Annotated in this window: 20 protein-coding genes; 10 read left to right on the forward strand and 10 right to left on the reverse strand. The window is 72.1% G+C overall.

Annotated elements, in window-relative coordinates; translation table 11 throughout:
* Positions 1-11: 11 nt before the first annotated feature.
* Entirely contained in the window at positions 12-950 is a 939-nt protein-coding gene (locus IRX98_RS07160) for a PASTA domain-containing protein (protein WP_224275219.1), read from the forward strand.
* Positions 951-956: 6 nt separating this feature from the next.
* Here the strand turns inward: IRX98_RS07160 and IRX98_RS07165 are convergent, their stop codons facing one another.
* Genes IRX98_RS07165 through IRX98_RS07175 form a run of 3 tightly spaced genes read right to left on the reverse strand, consistent with a single transcriptional unit; the run spans position 957 to position 3041 of the window.
* Positions 957-1751 (reverse strand): NAD-dependent epimerase/dehydratase family protein, encoded by a 795-nt coding sequence (locus IRX98_RS07165; RefSeq protein WP_224275222.1) that lies wholly within the window; start codon positions 1749-1751, stop codon positions 957-959.
* The gene (locus tag IRX98_RS07170) at positions 1751-2551 is read right to left on the reverse strand and encodes a purine-nucleoside phosphorylase (protein WP_224275226.1); all 801 of its coding nucleotides are present in this window, start codon (positions 2549-2551) and stop codon (positions 1751-1753) included. The genes IRX98_RS07165 and IRX98_RS07170 overlap by 1 nt, the downstream gene beginning before the upstream one ends.
* Before the next feature lie 37 nt (positions 2552-2588).
* Entirely contained in the window at positions 2589-3041 is a 453-nt protein-coding gene (locus IRX98_RS07175; RefSeq protein WP_224275229.1) for a gamma-glutamylcyclotransferase, read from the reverse strand.
* Positions 3042-3109: 68 nt separating this feature from the next.
* Between IRX98_RS07175 and lpdA the strand changes: the two genes are divergently transcribed.
* The gene (lpdA, locus tag IRX98_RS07180; protein WP_224275232.1) at positions 3110-4510 is read left to right on the forward strand and encodes a dihydrolipoyl dehydrogenase; all 1401 of its coding nucleotides are present in this window, start codon (positions 3110-3112) and stop codon (positions 4508-4510) included.
* Between the two features lie 137 nt (positions 4511-4647).
* Entirely contained in the window at positions 4648-6039 is a 1392-nt protein-coding gene (locus tag IRX98_RS07185) for an NAD(P)H-quinone dehydrogenase (protein ID WP_224275235.1), read from the forward strand.
* Here the strand turns inward: IRX98_RS07185 and IRX98_RS07190 are convergent.
* Both IRX98_RS07190 and IRX98_RS07195 read right to left on the reverse strand, forming a co-directional pair.
* Positions 5975-6877, reverse strand: a complete 903-nt coding sequence (locus tag IRX98_RS07190) for a DNA-formamidopyrimidine glycosylase family protein (RefSeq protein ID WP_224275237.1) — start codon at positions 6875-6877, stop codon at positions 5975-5977. The two genes, IRX98_RS07185 and IRX98_RS07190, sit on opposite strands and share 65 nt — an antisense overlap.
* 33 nt (positions 6878-6910) lie before the next feature.
* Complete coding sequence (locus tag IRX98_RS07195; protein WP_224275240.1) at positions 6911-7720, reverse strand: hypothetical protein; 810 nt, start codon at positions 7718-7720, stop codon at positions 6911-6913.
* Between the two features lie 109 nt (positions 7721-7829).
* Between IRX98_RS07195 and IRX98_RS07200 the strand changes: the two genes are divergently transcribed.
* Together IRX98_RS07200 and IRX98_RS07205 are read left to right on the forward strand one after the other, a co-directional pair.
* A complete protein-coding gene (locus IRX98_RS07200) occupies positions 7830-9077 on the forward strand; it encodes a SpoIID/LytB domain-containing protein (RefSeq protein ID WP_224275243.1) in 1248 nt (415 codons plus the stop codon).
* Complete coding sequence (locus IRX98_RS07205) at positions 9074-9997, forward strand: SGNH/GDSL hydrolase family protein (RefSeq protein ID WP_224275246.1); 924 nt, start codon at positions 9074-9076, stop codon at positions 9995-9997. Before IRX98_RS07200 ends, IRX98_RS07205 begins: the two co-directional genes overlap by 4 nt.
* On the opposite strand, the gene IRX98_RS07210 is transcribed toward IRX98_RS07205, so the two are convergent.
* Entirely contained in the window at positions 9984-13376 is a 3393-nt protein-coding gene (locus tag IRX98_RS07210; RefSeq protein WP_224275249.1) for a pyruvate carboxylase, read from the reverse strand. The two genes, IRX98_RS07205 and IRX98_RS07210, sit on opposite strands and share 14 nt — an antisense overlap.
* A 68-nt stretch (positions 13377-13444) precedes the next feature.
* On the reverse strand, positions 13445-14386 hold the full coding sequence (locus IRX98_RS07215) for an NAD-dependent epimerase/dehydratase family protein (protein WP_224275252.1): 942 nt from the start codon (positions 14384-14386) through the stop codon (positions 13445-13447).
* A 133-nt stretch (positions 14387-14519) separates the two neighbouring features.
* Between IRX98_RS07215 and IRX98_RS07220 the strand changes: the two genes are divergently transcribed.
* From IRX98_RS07220 to IRX98_RS07240, 5 genes are all read left to right on the forward strand, one after another.
* Positions 14520-15221, forward strand: coding sequence for a TetR/AcrR family transcriptional regulator (locus tag IRX98_RS07220; protein ID WP_224275255.1), 702 nt, complete (start codon positions 14520-14522; stop codon positions 15219-15221).
* A 120-nt stretch (positions 15222-15341) separates the two neighbouring features.
* Positions 15342-15656, forward strand: a complete 315-nt coding sequence (locus IRX98_RS07225; protein WP_224275257.1) for a hypothetical protein — start codon at positions 15342-15344, stop codon at positions 15654-15656.
* The gene (locus IRX98_RS07230) at positions 15656-16537 is read left to right on the forward strand and encodes a hypothetical protein (RefSeq protein WP_224275260.1); all 882 of its coding nucleotides are present in this window, start codon (positions 15656-15658) and stop codon (positions 16535-16537) included. The genes IRX98_RS07225 and IRX98_RS07230 overlap by 1 nt, the downstream gene beginning before the upstream one ends.
* The gene (locus tag IRX98_RS07235) at positions 16534-17073 is read left to right on the forward strand and encodes a hypothetical protein (RefSeq protein ID WP_224275262.1); all 540 of its coding nucleotides are present in this window, start codon (positions 16534-16536) and stop codon (positions 17071-17073) included. Before IRX98_RS07230 ends, IRX98_RS07235 begins: the two co-directional genes overlap by 4 nt.
* The gene (locus IRX98_RS07240; RefSeq protein ID WP_224275264.1) at positions 17070-18026 is read left to right on the forward strand and encodes a hypothetical protein; all 957 of its coding nucleotides are present in this window, start codon (positions 17070-17072) and stop codon (positions 18024-18026) included. The genes IRX98_RS07235 and IRX98_RS07240 overlap by 4 nt, the downstream gene beginning before the upstream one ends.
* Positions 18027-18075: 49 nt before the next feature.
* On the opposite strand, the gene IRX98_RS07245 is transcribed toward IRX98_RS07240, so the two are convergent.
* From IRX98_RS07245 to IRX98_RS07255, 3 genes are all read right to left on the reverse strand, one after another.
* The gene (locus IRX98_RS07245) at positions 18076-19776 is read right to left on the reverse strand and encodes an FAD-binding dehydrogenase (RefSeq protein WP_224275268.1); all 1701 of its coding nucleotides are present in this window, start codon (positions 19774-19776) and stop codon (positions 18076-18078) included.
* A complete protein-coding gene (locus tag IRX98_RS07250; protein ID WP_224275272.1) occupies positions 19773-20405 on the reverse strand; it encodes a TetR/AcrR family transcriptional regulator in 633 nt (210 codons plus the stop codon). The genes IRX98_RS07245 and IRX98_RS07250 overlap by 4 nt, the downstream gene beginning before the upstream one ends.
* A gap of 138 nt (positions 20406-20543) precedes the next feature.
* A complete protein-coding gene (locus IRX98_RS07255; RefSeq protein WP_224275273.1) occupies positions 20544-22319 on the reverse strand; it encodes an acetyl/propionyl/methylcrotonyl-CoA carboxylase subunit alpha in 1776 nt (591 codons plus the stop codon).
* Between the last annotated feature and the right edge of the window lie 49 nt (positions 22320-22368).

Genomic DNA, 22368 nt, shown 5'->3' on the forward strand with positions numbered 1-22368 from the left:
AGAGCCCACCGATGGACGTCGAGGAGTACCGCGCCGCACGTCGCACCCGGCTGGTCGAGCGCGCCGTCGAGCTGGGCCTGCCTGCCGACGAGGCCGGTCTCCTGGTCGACCGGGTCATCGAGGAGCAGCGACGAAGGATCCGTCGCGCGGAGGATCCCGACGAGGTCGTCGTACCTGCGCTGCGGGACGCGATCCTGGCCGGGCCGAGGGCCGGCAGGAGGACCACGCTGGTCGTGCTCCTGGCCCTGCTCGCCGTCGTCGTCGCAGTGCCGATCGCGTACGTCACCCGCGACGACTCGCCCGCGGTGATGCCCTCGCTCTTCGGGCTGACGACGAGCGAGGCCACCCGCGCCCTGCAGCGTGACGACATCGCGTCGCGCGTGGTGGAGGTGCCCCAGTGCAACCCCGCCGGACAGGTGCTGGGCTCCGAGCCACCCCCGGGATCGGCGGTCGGGGTGGACGAGGTGGTGACGCTCATCGCGACGTCGACGCCGGAGTGGAGGTGTCCCGACGACGCGGCCGCGCGTGAGCGTGCCTGGACGTTCCTCCGCTTCCTCGTGTCGGGGACGGCGAGCCCGGGCTTCGCGCAGGGGGTGCGGCTGTTCGTCGACGGGGAGGAGGTCACGGTGGTGGGCGGGGCAGAAGCGGCAGACACGCCCGGGTGGCAGTCGGTGGTGCGCGACCCCGTCCTGGCCTACGCGTCCCGCCCGGCAGCCAACCCCCTCGGGCAGCCGGTGGTCTCCATCTCGTACGGCGTGCCGCCACCGACGACGTGCGGACACCCCCGGGCCACGCCGGCCGGGGCGGTCCTCCCGTCCACGCGGGTCGTCCTGACGACCGGTGGCGAGAGCTCGACAGACGCGTGCGGGCTCACCATCGACCTGTTCGACAACGTGCTGGGCGCGATCTCCGGCGTGGCCCTCTACACGCCGCCGCGACCCGGGACCTGAGGTCGTTCAGCCGATCGCGGGGCGGTGGAACTGCGCCGTGGCGAACGGGCCGCCGACGAACTCCGCCTCGGCCGCGTCGTCGGGACCGGGCTCGATCCGGTCGGCGAAGACCTCGGCGTCGTCCTGCGGCTCGTAGCCCAGCCGCCGCCCCGGCTCGAGGTCCCACCAGGCGCGGGTGTTGGCGCTGATGCCGTGGAGGATCGCGAAGCCGGGGGCCGGGGCGGTGAGCCCGGCCTCGACCATGCGTACGCCGTCCGGGTGCGAGAGCCACGTCGACAGCCCGCGCAGGCTGGTCGGCTCCTCCAGGAACGAGCCGATGCGGCACACCACCGCATCGATCCCGTGGCGGTCGGCGAAGAGGTGCAGCAGCGCCTCGGCCGCCACCTTCGCGACGCCGTAGTAGGTGTCGGGGCGGGGGAGGGCCTGCTCGGTGAGCTCGCCGTCCGTGCGGGGCGTGCGCCCCACCGCGTGGTTGGAGGAGGCGTAGACGATGCGCGTCACGTCGTGTGCCACCATCGCGTCGAGCAGGGCCGCGGTGGTGACGACGTGGGACGTCAGCTCGTCGGGCAGCGAGAGCTCCTCCGGCGCGCCCGCGAGGTGCACGACCGCGTCGATCCGCTCGTCGGCGAACACCGCCGCCACGGCGTCGGCGTCGGCGCAGTCGGCCTCGTGCCAGGCGAAGGGCGAGCCCTCGGGGCCGGGCACGAGGTCCAGGCCGACGATCTCGTGGCCGAGGTCGGCGAGCCCGACGGTGACGACCCGGCCCAGGCTCCCCGCCGCGCCGGCGACCAGGACGCGCATCAGATCTTCGACACGACCTGGCTGAGCAGGCCGCCCATCCGGCTCGCTGCGGCCTTGCCCGCCTCGAGGACCTCCTCGTGGTTGAGCGGCTCGCCGCTCAGACCCGCGGCGAGGTTGGTGACCAGGCTGATGCCGAGGATCTCCATGCCGGCCTCGCGGGCCGCGATCGCCTCGAGCGTGGTGCTCATGCCGACCAGCTGGCCGCCGAGGACGCCGGCCATCCGGACCTCGGCGGGCGTCTCGTAGTGCGGCCCGGGGAACTGGACGTAGACGCCCTCGTCGAGGCTCGGGTCGATCTCGCGGCACATCGCGCGCAGGCGCGGGCTGTAGAGGTCGGTGAGGTCGACGAAGTTGGCACCGACGATCGGGCTGGTCCCGGTGAGGTTGATGTGGTCGGAGATCAGCACCGGCTGGCCCGGCTGCCAGCCCTGCTTGAGCCCGCCGCACCCGTTGGTCAGCACGATGGCCGAGCAGCCGGCCGCGGCCGCCGTACGGATCGGGTGGACGACCGCGGCGACGCCCTTGCCCTCGTAGAAGTGGGTGCGCGAGAGGAAGACCAGGAGGTTGCGGTCACCCTGCTTGATGGAGCGGATCTTGCCGCTGTGGCCCGCGACGGCGGCAGCGCTGAAGCCCGGCAGGTCGGTGGTGTCGATCTCGGCGGTGGCCTCGCCGAGGGCGTCGACGGCCGGCAGCCAGCCAGAGCCCAGCACGAGGGCGATGTCGTGGCGCTCGACGCCGGTCAGCTCGGCGAGCCTCTCGGCGGCGGCAGTGGCGGCGTCGTACGGGTTCTGGTCGCTCATGGGCCGCACTCTAGGGCCAGCATCAGAGGTCAGGAATCTAGAGCCCGGTCGAGCGGCACGCGCGCCGGCGCAGCGCCGCGACGTAGTCCTCGGGCGCACCGGCGGCGTCGGCGGCGTCGGCCAGGACGCCGAGGTAGGACGCCGACGGCAGGCCGCCCTCGTAGGCGTCGAGGACGTAGGCCCACACGACCAGCGGCCCGGTCAGCGTCTGCACCCGCACCTTGGTCTTGCGGTAGAGCCCGGTGTCGGCGGCCTCCCAGCCGTCGAGGGCGCGCTCGTCCTCGGGCGTGACGTCGTAGACGGCGACGAAGACCTGCTCGAACGGGTCCTGGACGATCGTCGACAACGCGCCGTCCCAGCCGTGCTCCTCGCCGCCGAAGGTGAGTCGCCAGCCCGCGAGCCAGCCCGTGGAGTGGAGGATCGAGTGGGGGCAGCGCTCGCCCATCCGGGCGGGATCGAGGTTCGTCCCGTAGGCGGCGTAGAGCGTCACGGGCCACAGGGTACCTAGCCCGGACGGGCGGGTGTTCCCCCCGCGGTCGGGAACACTAGGCTGGGGGCGTGACCGACACCCACTTCGACACCCTCGTCCTCGGCGCCGGCCCCGGTGGCTACGTCGCCGCGATCCGCGCAGCCCAGCTCGGCCAGAAGGTGGCCGTGGTGGAGGAGAAGTACTGGGGAGGTGTCTGCCTCAACGTCGGCTGCATCCCCTCCAAGGCGCTGCTGAAGAACGCCGAGCTGGCGCACACGCTCCAGCACGAGAAGGCGAAGTTCGGCATCGAGGGCGACGCCACGATGGCGTTCGGCCCCACCCACAAGCGCAGTCGCGACGTGAGCGCCGGCATCGTCAAGGGCGTCCACTTCCTGATGAAGAAGAACAAGATCACCGAGATCGACGGCTGGGGCACGCTGACCGGCCCGACCGGGATCGACGTCGAGAAGGACGGCCAGAAGACCGGCTACACCTTCGACAACCTCATCATCGCCGCCGGCGCGACCGTGCGCCTGGTCCCCGGCGTCGAGCTCAGCGAGAACGTCGTCACCTACGAGGAGCAGATCCTCACCGACCAGCTCCCCGAGTCGATCATCATCGGCGGATCCGGCGCGATCGGCGTCGAGTTCGCCTACGTAATGGCCAACTTCGGCGTCGACGTCACGATCGTGGAGTTCCTCGACCGGATGGTGCCGACCGAGGACGCGGACATCTCCAAGGAGCTTGCCAAGCAGTACAAGAAGCTCGGCGTGAAGGTGCTGACCTCCACCGCGGTGAAGAACGTCGAGGACACCGGCTCCGGGGTCAAGGTCACCGTCGCCCCCGCAGCAGGCGGCGACGAGCAGGTGCTCGAGGCCGGCAAGTTCCTCGCGGCCTTCGGCTTCGCGCCGCGGGTGAAGGGCTACGGCCTGGAGAACACCGGCGTCAGCGTCTCCGAGCGCGGCGCGATCGAGATCGACGACTTCGGCCGCACCAACGTCGACAACGTCTACGCCATCGGCGACTGCACCGGCAAGATGATGCTCGCCCACGTCGCCGAGGCGATGGGCATCGTGGCCGCCGAGACCATCAACGGCGCCGAGACCATGCCGGTCGCCTTCGACTTCGTCCCGCGCGCGACCTACTGCAACCCGCAGATCGCGTCCTTCGGCTACAGCGAGGCGCAGGCCAAGGACAAGGGCTACGACGTCAAGACCGCGTCGTTCCCCTTCAGCGCCAACGGCAAGGCCATGGGCCTCGGGGAGCCGATCGGCTTCGTCAAGGTCGTCGCGGACGCCGAGCACAACGAGATCATCGGTGCGCACATGATCGGCCCCAACGTGACCGAGCTGCTGCCGGTGCTGACCATGGCCCAGCAGTGGGACCTCACCGCCGACGAGGTGGCCCGCAACGTCTTCGCGCACCCGACCCTGGGTGAGGCCGTCAAGGAGGCCGTCCACGGCATCGCCGGCCACATGATCAACTTCTGAGGCCAGCAGGCACCGAGCTCGCGAGGTGCCTGCGTCGGCCGAAGAGGTCGAGTGCCGCCGCGGCTGAGGAACGAAGCCGCGAAGCGGTGTATCGAGACCTAGAGGCCAGCAGCCTCCAGACGAAGGAACAGACCCACGTGACAGACCACATCGTCATCATCGGCGGCGGACCCGGCGGCTACGAGGCCGCGCACGTCGCGGCCCAGCTGGGCGCCGAGGTCACGGTCGTCGACACCGACGGTGTCGGTGGCTCGGCCGTGCTCACCGACTGCGTGCCGAGCAAGACGCTGATCGCCACGTCGGAGCTGATGACCGACATGTCCGCGGCGGCCGAGCTCGGCGTCAACTTCCACGACCACCAGGGCGACGCGGCCACGACGATCTCGGTCGACCTGGCCCGGGTCAACGCCCGCGTGAAGCAGCTCGCCGCCGACCAGTCGAGCGACATCGCGGCCCGCCTCGACCGCGACGGCGTACGCGTCCTCACCGGCCGCGGTCGCCTCGGACCGGACATGACGGTCGAGGTCACCACCGACGGTGACAGCGAGACCGTGCAGGCCGACGCCATCATCCTCGCCACCGGCGCAGCGCCGCGCACGCTCCCGAGCGCGCAGCCCGACGGCGAGCGGATCCTCACCTGGGAGCAGGTCTACGACCTGACCGAGGTGCCGGAGAAGCTGATCGTCGTCGGGTCCGGCGTGACGGGCGCGGAGTTCGCGAGCGCCTACCTGTCCCTCGGCATCGACGTCACCCTGGTGAGCAGCCGCGACCGGGTGCTGCCCGGCGAGGACGCCGACGCCTCCGCCGTCCTCGAGGACGTGCTGACGCGACGCGGGATGAACGTGCTCGGCCAGTCGCGGATGCAGTCGGTGACCCGCGAGGGCGACACCGTCACCGTGACGCTCACCGATGGACGCACCGTCTCGGGCAGCCACTGCATCCTCGCGCTCGGCTCGATCCCCAACACCGCGGACCTCGGGCTCGAGGAGGCCGGCGTCGCCACCGACGAGGGTGGCTTCATCACCGTCGACCGCGTCTCGCGGACCTCGGCCCGCGGCATCTACGCCGCCGGCGACTGCACCGGCGTGCTGATGCTCGCCTCCGTCGCAGCGATGCAGGGACGGATCGCGATGTGGCACTTCCTCGGCGACGCGGTGGCCCCGCTGGACCTCAAGAAGGTCTCGTCCAACGTCTTCACCTCGCCCGAGATCGCCACCGTCGGCTGGTCGCAGCAGGCCGTGGACGCCGGTGAGATCACCGCCGAGGTCGTCATGCTGCCCCTGGCCGGCAACGCACGGGCCAAGATGCAGGGCGTGCGGGACGGTTTCGTGAAGCTGTTCTGCCGCCCCGGGACCGGCATCGTCGTCGGGGGAGTGGTCGTCGGGCCGCGTGCCTCCGAGCTGATCCACCCGGTGTCGATCGCGGTGTCGGAGTCGCTCACCGCCGACCAGCTGGCCCAGGCCTTCACCGTCTACCCCTCGATGAGCGGCTCGATCGCCGAGGCCGCCCGACGGCTCCACCGGGTCTGAGACCCGGTCCGGTCCGCGCCTCCGGGCCGGGCCCGGGCTGGCACGCGGGGCACCACCACGTGCGGCGGTTGGCGGCGTCGCCGGGCACCTCCGCGGTGACGCTGATCGGTCCTCCGCAGCGCCGGCAGCCGCGGCGCTGGCGCCCGGTGACCCAGTGGTCGTCGCCCCGGGCCGAGGAGCCGGTGGTCACCTGGTAGGCGCCCTCGACGGTGGCCGAGTGCCGCAGCATCGTCGCGGAGCGCTCCACCAGGCGCTCGACGTCGACGTCGCCGACCGGGGTCCACGGGCTGACGCCGGTGAGGAAGGCCAGCTCGTTGGCCCAGAGGTTGCCCAGACCGGCCATCGCGCGCTGGTCGAGCAGGGCGCTGACCAGCGGTCGCTGTGGGTCGGCGGCGAGGCGGCGTACGGCCTCGGCGGGGTCCCAGTCCTCGCGCAACGGGTCCGGGCCGAGGTGGCCGACGAGGTCGTGCTCGCGGTCGGTCGGGACCAGGTCCAGGTCGTGGAGCCGGATGCCGTGCACGGTGCGGTCGTCGTCGAGACCCAGGACCAGCCGCACGTGGGGCTGGAGCTTCGCCGGCAGCCGCTTGCCCGGCGCCAGCGTCGACCACGAGCCGTCCATCTTCAAGTGGCTGTGGAGGGTGGCCGCCGGCGACCCAGCGGTCGCGGAGAGCCGGGTCAGCAGGTGCTTGCCGTGGGTGTCGTGGCCCAGCACCTCGCGACCCGCCACGTCGCGCGTGGCCAGCCGCGGGGTGCGGAAGTCCGAGCGCACGACCGTGTGACCGCGCAGCTGACGGTCCAGCCGGCGCGCGAGCTTCCAGACACTGTCTCCCTCGGGCACCCGGCCAGTGTCACAGGCGGGTGCGACACCGGGTCAGCCGCCGTCCCCGCCGCCCCCACCACCGCCGTCCCCGCCAGCACCGCCACCGTCACCGCCCCCGCCGATGCCGCCGTCGCCCCACCCGGAGTAGTCGTGGCCGCCGATCATCCCGCCGTCGGACCACGCGCCGGGGTCGCTCCACGCCGCCGCGATCGGCAGCTGGGGGCCGCCTGCGCGGCCGGGGAGGTCCGCGCCGGCGTACGCCATGGTGAGGCGCTCGGCCTCGATCCGGCCCTCGGCCACGAGCTCGGCGTACCACCCGCCGGCCCAGGCGGCGTAGCGCGGCCCGGAGGCGAACCACGCGACGCGGCGGTCCCCGAGGCGGACCAGCCGGACCTCCGGCAGCCCACCTGCGGCGAGGCGCTCGGCGTCGCGGAAGCAGACGGGGACCGAGCGTGCGACCCCGCCCGCCGGCGCCCACTCGACGTCGCGCGACGCCGGGCCGTGGGCAGGGTCGAAGAAGCACGGAGGCCTGCGGACGGGGCGTACGTCCCCGGCCTGCGCGGCCAGCACGCACGCGTGGTGGAAGCGGCCGTCGGCGAGGGTGCTGGTCACGGTGGTGACCTCCGGGGCCGACGACGCGCGCGCCAGGACGGACTTGGCACGCTCGTAGTCGTCGAGCGCGCGCTGGTAGTCGGTGCGCATCTGCTCGTCGAGCTCGGTGCCGAGGGTGTCGAGGTGCAGGCCGCCGAGCTCCTCCCCGAAGCGCGTGACGTCCTCGTCGGCAGCGCGCCGCACCAGCCGGAACGTGTCCTGCTCCGCCAGCTCCTGCTCGTGGCGCTCCCGTCGGCGACGGCCCATCATCCCTCCACTGTGCCACCGATCGGGTCTACGCGGACCCCTGCGAGGGTTCGCACTCCGCCTGTATTCTCGGAGGTTCTGCTCACTGATGTCTCGGGGGAGAACCCACGCCATGCCCATCACCGCCCGCCCACGACGTGCCCGTCGGCTGCTCGCTGCCGCCGCGGGCCTGCTGCTGGTCCCGGCCCTGGCCACCGGCGCCTCCGCCGAGCGCGGCGACGAGCGCCGCGCGGTCGAGACCTGGCCGACCCCCGGCAGCACCGCGATCACGGTCACCGGCCACGGCTTCGGCCACGGCCACGGGCTCTCGCAGTACGGCGCCCTGGGTGCCGCGGGCCAGGGCCTCACCTGGCAGCAGATCGTCGGCTTCTACTACCCCGGCACCACCTGGGGCCGGGTCGGCGGAAAGCTGCGCATCTGGATCACCGCCGACACCGGTCGTGACGTCCAGGTCGTCTCCGAGCGCGCGATCAAGGTGACCAGCCTCGCCCGCCAGCGGACCTGGCGCCTCCCGGCCGTGGGAGCGAGGAAGTGGCGCCTGGTCGCGCAGGGCAGCGACACCGCGGTGCAGTGGACCAGGGGTGGGCGCTGGAAGACCTGGCGGACCGTCCCCGGCGAGGCCGAGCTCTCCGCGGCCGACGGCGTGCTCACGCTCGTCGTGCCGGGCGCCCGCCGCGACTACCGCGGCACCCTGCAGTCGGTGGCGCCGCGCGGGGGCAAGCGGATCACGGTCAACAAGGTGGGCATGGAGGCCTATCTGCGCGGCGTCGTGCCGCAGGAGGTGCCCGCGCTCTGGGAGCCGGACGCGGTCAGCGCGCAGTCCGTGGCCGCGCGCACCTACGCCGCCTTCGAGCGCCGGGCGAACAAGGGCGAGCGCTACGACCTCTGCGACACCACGCAGTGCCAGGTCTACGGCGGCGTCGACGTCGAGCACCCGGCCGCGACCGCGGCCATCAAGGCCACCCGGGGCCAGGGCGTGCTCTACGACGGCCAGCCGGCCTTCACCCAGTTCTCCGCCAGCAACGGCGGCTTCTCCTCGGCCGGGTCCATGCCCTACCTCGTCGCGCAGCCCGACCCCTACGACGGCCTCGCGAACCCGACGTACTCGACCTGGACCGAGACCCTCGACGACACCATGGTCGAGAAGCAGTGGCCCGCCATCGGCGACCTCACCAGCATCGAGGTGACCGCCCGCGACGGCAACGGCGACTGGGGCGGCCGGATCACCGACATGGCCTTCGTCGGCGAAAAGGGCATCGCGCGCGTCGACGGCGACACCGTCCGCTCCGCCTTCGGCCTCAGTTCCGACTGGTTCACCTTCGCGGTCGAGCCGCGGCAGAAGGGCCGGGCCCGGCAGTGAGGGGCACCGGACGACTCGCGGCCACGCTCGGCGCCCTCGTCCTCGCGACCACGGCGTGCGAGGCAGGCGGCGCGAGCGAGGCCGACCTCCCCGGCCTCGTCGAGCCCGAGGTGAACTCCGGCATCAACTACGTCGCGCTCGGCGACTCGTTCTCGGCAGGCCCCTTCATCGGCACCATGCGCAGCGACCCCGAGGGCTGCGCGCGCTCGCGCGACAACTATCCCGCCTTCCTCGCCGACTGGCTCGACGTCAAGAGCTACACCGACGTCACCTGCTCGGCGGCGACGACGACCGACCTCTACGGCACGATGACGATGTTCAACGGCGCCACGACCGGTCCGCAGCTCGACGCCGTGACCTCCGAGACCGACCTGGTGACGATCGGGATGGGCGGCAACGACTTCCGCATCTACGACTCGCTCATCCGCTGCCAGTCCGGTCAGCCGTGCGCCGTCGACGAGCTCACCGCCGACGCCCGCAAGGTCGCCGGTCGCATCGAGAAGGCCGTGCGCCGCATCACCGAGGCCGCCCCCGCTGCGAGCGTCTACGTCGTCGGCTACCCCGACATCCTGCCGACCGAGGGCACCTGCCGCGCGGTCGGCGTCCCGGCCGACGTGCTCGGACCGGTCGCCGAGGTGGCGGAGGTCCTCAACGCCTCCCTGCGTCGCGGCGCGGAGGCGGCAGGGGCGTCGTACGTCGACATGGAGGCCGTCTCGGAGGGGCACGACGTCTGCGCCAAGGGTCGGGCGTGGGTCAACGGTCCGCAGCTCCGTCCCGGTGTCGCCGCGCCGTTCCACCCCAAGGTCAACGGCATGCGCGCCGTCGCGGTCGAGGTCTACGGCGAGATCACCGGCGAGGAGCCGGAGGTCACCGAGTACGCCGAGCCCGACCCCGACGTGCTCGTCCTCAACGAGGGCTGATCGCCAGCACCAGGTCGCCACCCTCGACGGCCTGCGTGGTCCGCACGGCGAGCCGCGACACGGTCCCGGCGACGGGCGCGGTGATGGAGGCCTCCATCTTCATCGCCTCGATCGTGGCGACCGTCTGCCCGGCCTCCACCTCGTCGCCCTCGGCCACCGTCACCGTCACGGCGCCGTCGTAGGGCGCGGCCACGTGGCCAGGCGTCCTCGGGTCGGCCTTCTCGGTCGACACCTCCTCGGCCGCGACGCTCCGGTCGCGCACCGACACCGGCCGCAGCTGGCCGTCGATGGTGGCCATCACGTTGCGGTAGCCGCGCTCGTCGGGCTCGCTGATCGCCTCGAGACCGAAGAGCATCTCGCGTCCCTCGCGCACCAGCACCCGGTGCTCCTCGCCGCGGCGCAGGCCGTAGAGGTAGTCGACGGTGGAGATCGCCGACAGGTCGCCGTAGGTCTCGCGCGAGTCGTGGAAGGCGGCGTTGGGGCCGGGGAAGAGCAGCTCGTTGAGCGTCTCGCGCCGGTCGGTGGCCAGGCTCGCCTGCTGCTCGGGGGTGAGGGTCTCGGTGGGCTGCTTCCAGGTGCGCCCGGCCAGCGCCTTGGTGCGGAAGGGCTCGGGCCAGCCGCCGGGCGGGTCACCCAGCTCGCCGCTGAGGAACCCGATCACCGAGTCCGGCACGTCGTACGACGCCGGGTCGGCCTCGAACTCCGCCGGGTCCGCACCCGCGGCGACCAACGCCAGGGCGAGGTCGCCGACGACCTTCGACGACGGCGTCACCTTCACGACGTTGCCGAGGATGTCGTTGGCCGCGGCGTACATGTCCTCGACCTGCTCGAACTTCTCGCCCAGGCCCAGCGCGATCGCCTGCTGGCGCAGGTTGGAGAGCTGGCCGCCGGGGATCTCGTGGCGGTAGACGCGACCCGTGGGGGCGGGCAGGCCCGACTCGAAGGGTGCGTAGACGCGGCGGGTGGCCTCCCAGTAGGGCTCCATCGCGTTGACCGCGGCGAGCGAGAGACCGGTCTCGCGCTCGGAGTGGTCGGTCGCGGAGACCAGCGCGGAGAGCGCCGGCTGCGACGTGGTGCCGGCCATCGCCGCGCAGGCGGCGTCGACCGCGTCGACCCCGGCGTCGATCGCGGCGAGCAGCGTGGCGAGCTGCCCGCCGGGGGTGTCGTGGGTGTGGAGGTGCACGGGGAGGTCGAAGCGCTCGCGCAGCGCGGTGACGAGGGTGCGAGCGGCGGGGGCGCGCAGCAGGCCGGCCATGTCCTTGATCGCCAACACGTGGGCGCCGGCGTCGACGATCTCCTCGGCGAGGCGGAGGTAGTAGTCGAGGGTGTAGAGCCTCTCGCTTGGCGAGGACAGGTCGCCGGTGTAGCAGAGCGCGACCTCGGCCACGGACGTCCCGGTGCCGCGCACGGCATCGATGGCCGGGCGCATCTGGGAGACGTCGTTGAGGGCGTCGAAGATGCGGAACACGTCGATCCCGGTGTCGGCAGCCTCCTGGACGAAGGCCTCGGTCACCTCGGTCGGGTAGGGCGTGTAGCCGACGGTGTTGCGCCCACGCAGCAGCATCTGGAGGCCGATGTTGGGCACCGCCTCGCGCAGGGCGGCCAGCCGCTCCCACGGGTCCTCGGAGAGGAATCGCAGCGCGACGTCGTACGTCGCCCCGCCCCAGCACTCCAGTGACCACAGCTGCGGGGTGGTGCGGGCGACGTGGTCGGCGACCGCGAGCAGGTCGCGGGTGCGCACCCGGGTGGCGAGCAGCGACTGGTGGGCGTCGCGGAAGGTGGTGTCGGTGACGGCCACGCGGTCCTGCGCGCGCAGGCGACGGGCGAACTCGTCGGGCCCGATCTCGCGCAGCAGCTGGCGGGTGCCGTCGGGCACCGGCTGGGAGCGGTCGAGCTCGGCGAGCTTGCTGGCCGGGGCGACGGTCACGGGGGCGGCGCCGTGCGGCTGGTTGACCGTGACGTCGGCGAGGTAGGCGAGCAGCTTGGTGGCGCGGTCACGGCCGAGCTGGGCCTTGAGGAGCGAGGGGTGGTCCTCGATGAACGAGGTCGTGACGCCGCCGGCGGCGAAGTCGGGATCGGCGAGCACCGCCTGGAGGAAGCCGACGTTGGTGGACACCCCGCGGATGCGGAACTCCAGCAGCGCGCGCCGCGCCTTCTGCACGGCCGCCTCGAAGGTGCGCCCGCGGCAGGTGAGCTTGGCGAGCATCGAGTCGAAGTGGGGGCTGATCTCGGCGCCGGTGTAGGTGGTGCCGCCGTCGAGGCGTACGCCGGGCCCGCCGGGGGAGCGGTAGGTGGTGATCTTCCCGGTGTCCGGCCGGAAGCCGTTGGCGGGGTCCTCGGTGGTGATGCGGCACTGCAGCGCGAAGCCGCGCGGCTGCACCGAGTCCTGGGTGAGGTCGAGGTCAGCCAGCGTCGCCCCCGCCGCGATGAGCATCTGCGACTGCACCAGGTCGACGGCGGTGACCTCCTCGGTGACGGTGTGCTCGACCTGGATGCGGGGGTTCATCTCGATGAAGACGTACTTGCCGGTGGGGTCGAGCAGGAACTCGACGGTGCCGGCGTTCTTGTAGCCGATCTCGCGGGCGAAGCGGACCGCGTCGGCGCACATGCTCTTCCGGACCTCGGGGTCGAGGTTGGGTGCCGGTGCGATCTCGACGACCTTCTGGTGGCGGCGCTGCACCGAGCAGTCGCGCTCGTAGAGGTGGATCACGCCGTCGTCGGAGCCCGTTCCGTCGGAGAGGATCTGCACCTCGATGTGGCGCGGGTCGACCACGGCCTGCTCGATGAAGACGGTCGGGTCGCCGAAGGCGCCCTCGGCCTCGCGCATGCAGGTCTCGATGGCCTCGCGGAGGTCGGAGCGGTCGTCCACGCGCCGCATGCCGCGCCCGCCGCCTCCGGCGACGGCCTTGACGAAGAGCGGCGCCTCGATCTGCTCGGCTGCGGCCAGCAGCTCGTCGACGTCGGTCGAGGGCGGCACCGACTCGAGCACCGGTACGCCGGCGGCCTTGGCCGCGGCGATCGCGCGGGCCTTGTTGCCGGTCAGCGTCAGCACCTCGGCGCTGGGGCCGATGAAGGTGATGCCCGCCTCGGCGCAGGCCTCGGCGAGGGCGGGGTTCTCCGACAGGAAGCCGTAGCCGGGGTAGATCGCGTCGGCACCGCACTTCACGGCCACCTCGACGATCGCCTGCGGGTCGAGGTAGGCGCGGACCGGGTGGCCGACCTCACCGATCTGGTAGGCCTCCTCGGCCTTCATCCGGTGCTCGGACCAGCGGTCCTCGTGGGGGAAGACGGCCACCGTGCGCGCGCCGATCTCACGCGCGGCTCGGAAGGCCCGGACTGCGATCTCGCCACGGTTGGCGACGAGCACCTTGGAGAACATGCGCCGAACGCTATCCAGTGACGGGTGTGACGTGGGTTACCTGTCCGTACCCCGGTCGCCGTCCCCGCTCAGGCCGCCGCCTGCTCCTGCGCGCGCCACCACGCAACTGTCGCGGCCAGTCCGTCCGTCAGCGACGTGGGGGACAGGCCGAGGCGCTCCTCGCTGGCGGTCGAGTCCACGACGAACGGCCGCGCGAACATGTAGCCGGTCTCGGCGAGCTCCCTCATGTCCCGCGAGACCAGCCCGACGGCGCCCAGCACCGGCACCGGCACCGCCGACATCTTCGGGACGCGTACGCCGCCCGCCTCCGCGACCCTCGTGATCAGCTGGCGCTGGGTCACCGGCGCGGCCGTGGGTGCGTGCAGGAAGGAGTTCCACAGCTCGGGTGTCGTGGCAGCCCTGATCATCGCGGCGGCCAGGTCGGGGACGTAGGTGAACGAGTGCGGCTGGTCGAGGCTGCCGATCACCCGCATGGTGCGTCCGGCCAGCACCGTCGGCACCAGCCGCTCGCCCGCGTGGGACGTGCGCACCACCGGGCCGTAGAAGTCGGACGCGGCGACGCTCACGGTCGGCGTCGCTGACGCCTCGCGCTGGGCTAGCAGCTCGGTGCGCACGCCGAGCTTGCCGGTCGTGGCGGCGCGGGGCGTCGCCTCTGTCATCACCCCGTCGACACGGCCGTAGGAGTAGAGGCTCTCGGGGAACACCACGACCGCGCCGACACAGCCGGCGGCGTCGAGGACCGCCCGCTCGGCCGCGGGGAGCTCGGCGCGCCAGACCTTCGCGTCGTACGCCGATCCGTGGATGCAGTGGTGGACGGCGACGGCGCCCTCGAAGGCCGCGTCGAGTGCCGCCGGCTTCGAGACGTCGACCCGGCGGCGCTCGACGAGCGGGTGGACCGGGCCGCTGCCCGAGCGGGTGAGCAGCCGGACCGGGAGGCCTGCCTCGGCGAGCTGCAGGGCGACGGTCGAGCCGACGGGGCCGGCTCCGGTGACGACGTGGGTGGTGGTCATGGCGATCTCCTGGATGGGTGGCGATTGTGAGAGCGGTGCTCTCATTTTAATCATCATGGCTTCCCGCACCCCGAAATGCAAGAGCACTGCTCTCTTTCGGCACCGCTGCTCACAGATGTGTCACACTGAAGAGATGCCGGAAACTCCCTCTCCCCGCGCCCGGGCTCGCGAGCAGACGATGCGCGACATCGTCCGCATCGGCCGTGTCCACCTGGCCACGGACGGCGCGGCCGCCCTGTCCCTGCGTGCCGTCGCCCGCGACCTCGGGGTCGTCTCGTCGGCGGTCTACCGCTACGTCGCCAGCCGTGACGAGCTGCTGACCCTGCTCGTCGTCGACGGCTACGACGAGCTCGGCGACGCCGTCGACGCGGCGGTCGAGCGGGTCGACCGCGACAGCCACGCGGAGCGGATGCGCGCGATCGGTCGCGCGGTCCGGGCCTGGGCGCTCGCCGAGCCGGCGACGTACGCCCTGCTCTTCGGCAGCCCGGTGCCCGGTTACGAAGCCCCTGCCGAGCAGACCACCGGCCCCGGGACGCGGGTGGTCGGGCGGCTCGTCGAGGTCTGGGAGGACGCCTGGGTCGCCGGCGCGGGATCGCTCCCGGACGCGCCGGTGGCACCCCGCCGGCTGGCGCGCGACCTGGCCCGGATCCGCAAGCAGATGGGGATCACGGCGCCCGACGCGCTGGTCGCGCGCGGGATGCTCGCCTGGGCGGCGCTGTTCGGCTGCGTCAGCTTCGAGGTGTTCGGGCAGTACGGCGCGAGCACCTTCACCGACCCGAAGGACATCTTCGAGCTCCACCTCGACGCCCTCGTGGAGGCGGTCGGGCTCGGGTAGCCGCAGCTGCGGCTCGGGAGCAGGCCCACTCGGGTTTCGCCCGGGAAGCGGCGGGTAGGAGGGGCTGGCGACGGCACGACGCCGTCGGGAAGCGAGGAGACAGTGGGCAGGAAGCAGGACATGGGCGCCAATCTCGAGGAGCTCGAGAAGGCGGGGCTCTCCGAGCTGCCGCCGATCGCGGACTCCTTCACGCTGGCGAGCACGACGCTGTCGGGCATCTCGACCGGGGGCATGTTCACCTCGGGTGGACCGTTCGACAGCAACAACCCCCAGTCCGACATGGCGGACCTGATGGGCGCACTCGCGTCCGCCACGCAGAAGTCCGGCTCCGTGATGAACGACGTCGCCGACGCGCTGGTCACGACCGCGCGCGACTTCGCCCGCACCGACGACGAGATCCGGTCGGCGTTCGTCGCGGCCGGCGGCACGCTCTGATGGGCGCCGCGTACGACATCGGGTGCGCCGTCGGGGCGAAGGCGTCAGAGCTCATCGACGGCACTCCTCCGGGCTACGTCACGATCGGCGGGTCCTATGCCGACATCGGTCCGTCGTTCAGCCAGTACGACGGCCTGCCCGTCGAGGCGATCACCGGCTCCTACGACTCGTTCTCCACCGCCCTCAACAGCGTCGCTGTCGCCGGTCAGGGCTCCTCGGGCCTCATCGCGGGCGCGGTCACTGTCACGCCCAACGACGTGTTCGCCAACATGGAGCGCATCGCGACCGACGTCGACGACTGGACGGGCGACGCGGCGACGGACTTCATCGAGAACTACAAGGCGCAGCTCCCCTTCGTCGCCGACTCACAGTTCACCGGTATGTCGGTGGCCATCGCCGCGCTCGAGGCGCAGCACGAGCTCTACACGACGGCCTACGAGTCGATCCTCGACATCGGCAACAAGACGCTCTCTGCGCTCGAGGCAGCGGACGGTCGAGGCAGTGCTGACGGCAGCTTCGCCCTGACCGTCCTGGCCGCGGTCGGCACTGTGGCGATCACTGTGGCGACGGCCGGGACGGGCGCGATCGTCATTGCCATCGCCGCCGGTGCGGCCTCGGTGGGCGCCTCCGCCACGTCCCTCGACTTCAGTGCGGGTGACCCCCAGGGGGTCATGACCCAGTTCTACGAGGCCGTCGGGCAGGTGGAGAACCACGTCCGCACCCGTCAGGAAGAGATCAGCCTTGGCCTGAGCGGCTACGCCGCCGCGGTCAACGCCGACATCAACAGGACCGACTACGCCGACGGCGACTACCCGCAGTTCAAGTTCAAGCCCACCGGCTTCGCCAACGGTCCCGGCGGTCTGGGAGGCTACGACAGGTGAGTGACACCCAGCTCCAGTACGTCCCTCAGTCCGAGGGTCACATCAGCCCGTTCGGCATGGCTGTGGACGCGATGCACGTGACGGCGACTGCGGCCGACGACGCGCTCTTCGGCGAGATGAACGGCTGGTACGCCGTCCGCGTCACCGTGAGGTCCGGCCACGCCGAGCGGACCGACGACGCCGAGATGGCTGCGCAGGTGACCCAGCTCGCGCGCCGGCTCTTCGTGGCGCGGACCCGGGAGTACTACCGGCTGATGGAGGTCCACCTCCAACCCAACCCGGTGTCGCTGCGGCGCTCGCGCGACCACCTGGAGGGGTCCGTGGAGGACAAGCAGGTCAGCGGGTACGCCGACAGCGGCGCGGTCGAGGTCACCTCGATCGGTATGAAGGAGTTCATCGTCCAGCTCCAACCGGGCACCTGTGCCCGGTTGGGCAGCGACGGCCTCGGCGCGGCACTGACCAGCGCCGCCAACGAGATGGTCGCCGCCTGGCTCCTCGTGCTCGCGGACTACAAGCAGCAGCTCTGGTCGCGATGAGGGCACCGGCAGCCGGCCTGGCCCTGGCCCTGGCCGCCGTCGTGCTGGTCGGTGGCTGCGGGGACGGCGAGGGGTCCGCAGCCGCGGGCGACCTGGTGCAGGGACGACTCGGCGACATCGACGGAACGTCGTACCCCCTGTCCCTGCCCAACGGGCGGCTGACGTTCATCGTCGGTGACGGCCAGCCCTCGATCAGCCAGACGGAGGCCGCAGACGGTCAGACGCACGAGGCGCCGGACGGCACGGAGTGGGTCGCTCTCGACTGGCGTCTCGAACCGGGTGAGGGTGTCGAACCCTTCCAACGCGCGCTGATGGAGGACAAGGCCCAGCGCACCGGCCTCACGCTCCGCACCGGGGACGAGACGGTCGACCTCGGTGAGGCGCCAGGGTCCACGACGACACCCGCCGCGACGAGGACCTCTGGCACCGTCTACGTCGCAGCCGACACCGGTTCCGCCCCAGTGATCGAGGTGACCTTCGACGGCGTCACCGCGAGCATTGACACCAGCACGGGCGAGGTGTCGGGTGACAGGGCCGACGCGATCAGCGAGCTCGCGGCACCGGTCGCCGACGACTGCCCGCCGCTGCGAGGCTCAGGCGTGCAGGCAGAGATCACCTGCTCCTACCTCGTCACGACTGTTCCCTACCTTGCCGGCAGCGGGTGGTCCGACGACGGCTGGACGGTCGCGCAGGTCGAGACCCGCGGTGACACCTTCGTCCGCGGCAGGGGGACGTACGCCGTGCAGGGCACCGAAGACGGCTCCGGCTTCGACGGCACGACAGGGTCGTCGACCGTCGCCGATGAGCTGCTGAACCGCCTGACCACCAGGGTCGTCGCGAAGGGCGAGCCGGCGCAGCTCGACATCGTCCGTCGGCTCAGCGGTCTCCTCACCGACGGGAAGGGCCCCGAGGACGCCACGGCCGAGGTGAGCGCCACGGTCGACCTCGGCTGAGGCAGGAGCGGCCCAGTCCCCGTCGGCGGGTCCGGGTGCCGCCGGATCCTCAGCCGGCCAGCGCCCGCCCCACCGCGCGCCCGGAGAAGATGCACCCGCCGAGGAACGTGCCCTCGAGGGCGTTGTAGCCGTGCACGCCGCCCCCGCCGAAGCCGGCGACCTCTCCCGCGGCGTACAGGCCGGGGACCGGGGTGCCGTCGGCGGCCACGCACTGGCCGTCGAGGTTGGTCTCGAGGCCGCCGAGCGTCTTGCGCGACAGGATGTTGAGGCGTACGGCGATGAGCGGGCCGTGCGCCGGGTCGAGGACCTGGTGCGGCTTGGCGACCCGGATCAGCTTGTCCGTGCGGCTGCGGCGGGCGTTGTGGATCGCCATCACCTGGATGTCCTTGGTGAAGGAGTTGTCCATCTCGCGGTCGCGGGCCTCGATCTGGGTGCGCAGGTCGGCGGGGTCGAGCTTCGGGCCGCGGGCCAGCTCGTTCATCCCGGTGACGAGCTCGTCGAGGTCCTGGGCCACGACGAAGTCGACGCCGTGCTCCTTGAAGGCCTCGACGGGCCCGGGGGCGCCCTTCGCGAGCCGGGTCCTCGCCAGGAACTTCAGGTCCTTGCCGGTGATGTCGGGGTTCTGCTCCGAGCCGGAGAGGGCGAACTCCTTCTCGATGATCGACTGGGTCAGGACGAACCACGAGTAGTCGTGGCCTGCGGCGAGGATCTGCTTCATCGCGCCGATCGAGTCGGCGCCGGGCACGCCCGACATCCCCTCGAGTCGCTTGCCCGTGGCGTCGAACCACATCGACGACGGGCCGGGAAGGATCCGGATCGCGTGGTCGGGCCACACCGGGTCCCAGTTGTGGATCCCCTCGACGTAGGCCCACATCCGGTCCTTGTTGACCATCGTCGCGCCCGCGGCCTCGGAGATCGCCTGCATCCGCCCGTCCACGTGCGCCGGGACACCGCTGATCATGTGGTCGGGGGCGGCACCGACCCGCTCGGTCGGCCAGCTGCGGCGCATCAGCTCATGGTTGTGGCCGATGCCCCCGCTCGTCACGACGACCGCGGCGGCGCGGTGCTCGAAGGTGCCGACCGCGTCGCGGCCGGACTTCACGCCGCGCTCGGCGTCGTCGTCGGCCAGGACGGTGCCGCGCACGCCGACGACCACGCCGTCCTCGACCACGACCTCGTCGACCTGGTGGCGGAACGCGAGGCGTACCAGCCCCTGCGCCTCGGCCTTCTCGACGGGCTCGGCGAAGATCCGGACCACCTCGGGGCCGGTGCCCCAGGTGAGGTGGAAGCGCGGGACCGAGTTGCCGTGGCCCGTCGCGCGACCGTCGCCACGCTCGGCCCACCCGACGAACGGCAGCGACCTGAGGCCGAGGTCGTGGAGGTAGGCGCGCTTCTCGCGGTGGGCGAAGTCGACGTAGGCCCTGGCCCACTGCTGCGGCCAGAAGTCCTCGCCGCGGCCGGGGCCGTCGGTGCCGTCGCCGAGGCGGTCGAACTGTGCCGAGCCCTGCCAGTCCTGCCAGGCCAGCTCGGGAGAGTCCTTGATGCCCATCCGTCGCTGCTCGGGACTGTCGACGAAGAGCAGCCCGCCGAGTGACCACCAGGCCTGGCCGCCGAGGTTGTGGCGGTTCTCCTGGTCGAGGACCAGCACCCGCTTGCCGGCGAGGGCGAGCTCGTGGGTGGCGACGAGGCCGGCGAGTCCCGCGCCGACCACGATCACGTCCGGGGTGAAGTCGGTGCCTGTGTCGCTCATCGGGTCTCCTGCTGGTCGTAGCGGTGGACGATCATCTCGGCGAGCAGGCGCAGCGCCCGGTCGACGGTGCGGCCGGGGGCGGCCGCGGGGTCGGGGTCGAGGGCGGAGAAGGCCAGCCCGTCGAGCATGTTGACGACGACGCTCAGCACGGGCGCGAGGTCGTCGGCGGGGAGGCGGTCGCCCCAGAGGTCGGCCGCGGCGTCGAGCATCTGTGCCTGGAGCGACTCGCGGGCGGGGCGGAGCGCCTCGCGGAGGTCGGCGTCGGCGCGGGCGGCGACGAGCAGCTCGCGCCAGGTCTGGTTGGCCGGCGAGAGGACGACCGTGCGCAGGTGGGCGAGGACTGCGGCCACGTCGTCGACGGTGTCCACGTCGGATCCCACGGTCTCGCGGAAGGCCGCGACGTTGCGCGTCGCGACGTGCTCCGCGGTGGCGACGAGCAGGGCCTGCCGGGTGGGGAAGTGGCGGAAGAGCGCTCCCTGGCTCACGCCCGCCTCGGCGCAGACAGCGGCGGTCGAGGTGGCGGCGTACCCCCGCTCGGCCAGGCACGTCACGCTCGCGTCGAGCAGGGCGGTGATCGTGCCGGCGCGGCGGTCGGCCTGGGTGCGGCGGGGAGGCGGTGGGAAGCTCACCGCTCCAGTCTCACATAGAAAGTGAGGACTTGCTATCTATTGTCGGAGTCACCGCTGAAGTGGTGAGTCCCGCGCGGACCGGGCGTTGCAACGGCCCGACCGCGCGGGGGTCCCCGCTCAAGCGGTGACTCCCCGAGGTCAGTCCTTGATCTCGCAGATCACGGCGCCGTTGGTCACCGTGGCCCCGACCTCGGCCTGGAGGCCGGTGACGGTGCCGGCGCGGTGGGCCTTGAGGGGCTGCTCCATCTTCATCGCCTCCATGACGACGATGACGTCGCCCTCGGCGACGGAGGCGCCCTCCTCGACGGCGACCTTGACGATCGTGCCCTGCATGGGGGAGGTGACCGCGTCACCGGACGCGGCGGCGCCGGCCTTCTTGGCCGAGCGCTTCGACTTCTTGGCGCCACCCGCGGGGCCGCCGGCGGACAGTCCGCCGAGCCCGGCGGGGAGGACGACCTCGAGGCGGCGGCCGCCGACCTCGACGACGACCTTCTGGCGCTCGCCGGCCTCCTCGGCCTCCGCGGAGTCGCCCGAGTAGGGCTCGATCTGGTTGTCGAACTCGGTCTCGATCCACTGCGTGTAGACGGTGAACTCGCCCTCGCCGGACGGCGTCGAGGCGCCGACGTAGGCCGGGTCGGACACGACCGCGCGGTGGAAGGGGATGACGGTCGGCATGCCGTCGACGACGAACTCGTCGAGGGCGCGGCGCGAGCGCTCGAGCGCCTGGGTGCGGGTGGTGCCGGTGACGATCAGCTTGGCGATGAGGGAGTCGAACGAGCCCGGGATGGTCTCGCCGTTCTCGTAGCCGCCGTCGAGGCGTACGCCGGGACCGCTGGGCGGCGACCACGCCGACAGGGTGCCGGGGGCGGGCATGAAGTTGCGCCCGCCGTCCTCGGCGTTGATGCGGAACTCGATCGAGTGGCCGCGGACCTCCGGGTCGCCGTAGCCGAGCTCCTCGCCCGCCGCGATGCGGAACATCTCGCGGACCAGGTCGATGCCGGTGACCTCCTCGGACACGCAGTGCTCGACCTGGAGGCGGGTGTTGACCTCGAGGAAGGAGATGGTGCCGTCCTGCGCCACGAGGAACTCGCAGGTGCCGGCGCCGTAGTAGCCGGCCTCGGTGAGGATCCGCTTGGACGACTCGTAGAGCTCGGTCATCTGCTCGTCGGTGAGGAACGGCGCGGGCGCCTCCTCGACCAGCTTCTGGTTGCGGCGCTGGAGCGAGCAGTCGCGCGTGGAGACCACGACGACGTTGCCGTGCTGGTCGGCCAGGCACTGGGTCTCGACGTGGCGTGGCTTGTCGAGGAACTTCTCCACCAGGCACTCGCCGCGACCGAAGGCGGTCACGGCCTCGCGCACGGCGGACTCGTAGGCGTCGGGGATCTCCTCGAGCGTGCGGGCGACCTTGAGGCCGCGACCGCCACCACCGAAGACGGCCTTGATCGCGACCGGGAGGCCGTTGGCCTTGGCGAACTCGACGACCTCGTCGGCGTCCTTGACCGGGTCCTTGGTGCCCGGGGCCAGGGGGGCGTTCGCCCGGTCGGCGATGTGCTTGGCCTTCGCCTTGTCGCCCAGCGCCTCGATCGCGGCCGGCGGTGGGCCGATCCAGATCAGCCCGGCGTCCATGACGGCCTGGGCGAAGTCGGCGTTCTCGGCGAGGAAGCCGTAGCCGGGGTGGATCGAGTCCGCGCCGGACTTCTCGGCGATCGCGATGATCTTGGCGATGTCGAGGTAGGACTCCGCGGGCGTGGCTCCGCCGAGGGAGTGGGCCTCGTCGGCCAGGCGGACGAACAGCGCGTCGCGGTCCGGGTCGGCGTAGACGGCGACGGAGCCGATGCCGGCGTCCTTGCAGGCGCGGATGACGCGGACGGCGATCTCGCCGCGGTTGGCGATGAGGACCTTCTTCAAGCTCACGCGAGGACTCCTGGATCGGCTGTGCGGTGGACGGGAGGCGTGCCGCTCG

Source organism: Nocardioides lacusdianchii (genome assembly GCF_020102855.1).
Taxonomy (GTDB): Bacteria; Actinomycetota; Actinomycetes; order Propionibacteriales; family Nocardioidaceae; genus Nocardioides; species Nocardioides lacusdianchii.

Bases quoted from the DNA above. Each gene is read 5' to 3' on its own strand.
- IRX98_RS07245 (WP_224275268.1), bottom strand. From the start codon at position 19,776: ATGAGCGACACAGGCACCGACTTCACCCCGGACGTGATCGTGGTCGGC.
- IRX98_RS07220 (WP_224275255.1), top strand. From the start codon at position 14,520: ATGCCGGAAACTCCCTCTCCCCGCGCCCGGGCTCGCGAGCAGACGATG.
- IRX98_RS07210 (WP_224275249.1), bottom strand. From the start codon at position 13,376: ATGTTCTCCAAGGTGCTCGTCGCCAACCGTGGCGAGATCGCAGTCCGG.
- IRX98_RS07195 (WP_224275240.1), bottom strand. From the start codon at position 7,720: ATGATGGGCCGTCGCCGACGGGAGCGCCACGAGCAGGAGCTGGCGGAG.
- IRX98_RS07215 (WP_224275252.1), bottom strand. From the start codon at position 14,386: ATGACCACCACCCACGTCGTCACCGGAGCCGGCCCCGTCGGCTCGACC.
- IRX98_RS07170 (WP_224275226.1), bottom strand. From the start codon at position 2,551: ATGAGCGACCAGAACCCGTACGACGCCGCCACTGCCGCCGCCGAGAGG.
- IRX98_RS07200 (WP_224275243.1), top strand. From the start codon at position 7,830: ATGCCCATCACCGCCCGCCCACGACGTGCCCGTCGGCTGCTCGCTGCC.
- IRX98_RS07160 (WP_224275219.1), top strand. From the start codon at position 12: ATGGACGTCGAGGAGTACCGCGCCGCACGTCGCACCCGGCTGGTCGAG.
- IRX98_RS07240 (WP_224275264.1), top strand. From the start codon at position 17,070: ATGAGGGCACCGGCAGCCGGCCTGGCCCTGGCCCTGGCCGCCGTCGTG.
- IRX98_RS07230 (WP_224275260.1), top strand. From the start codon at position 15,656: ATGGGCGCCGCGTACGACATCGGGTGCGCCGTCGGGGCGAAGGCGTCA.
- IRX98_RS07225 (WP_224275257.1), top strand. From the start codon at position 15,342: ATGGGCGCCAATCTCGAGGAGCTCGAGAAGGCGGGGCTCTCCGAGCTG.
- IRX98_RS07165 (WP_224275222.1), bottom strand. From the start codon at position 1,751: ATGCGCGTCCTGGTCGCCGGCGCGGCGGGGAGCCTGGGCCGGGTCGTC.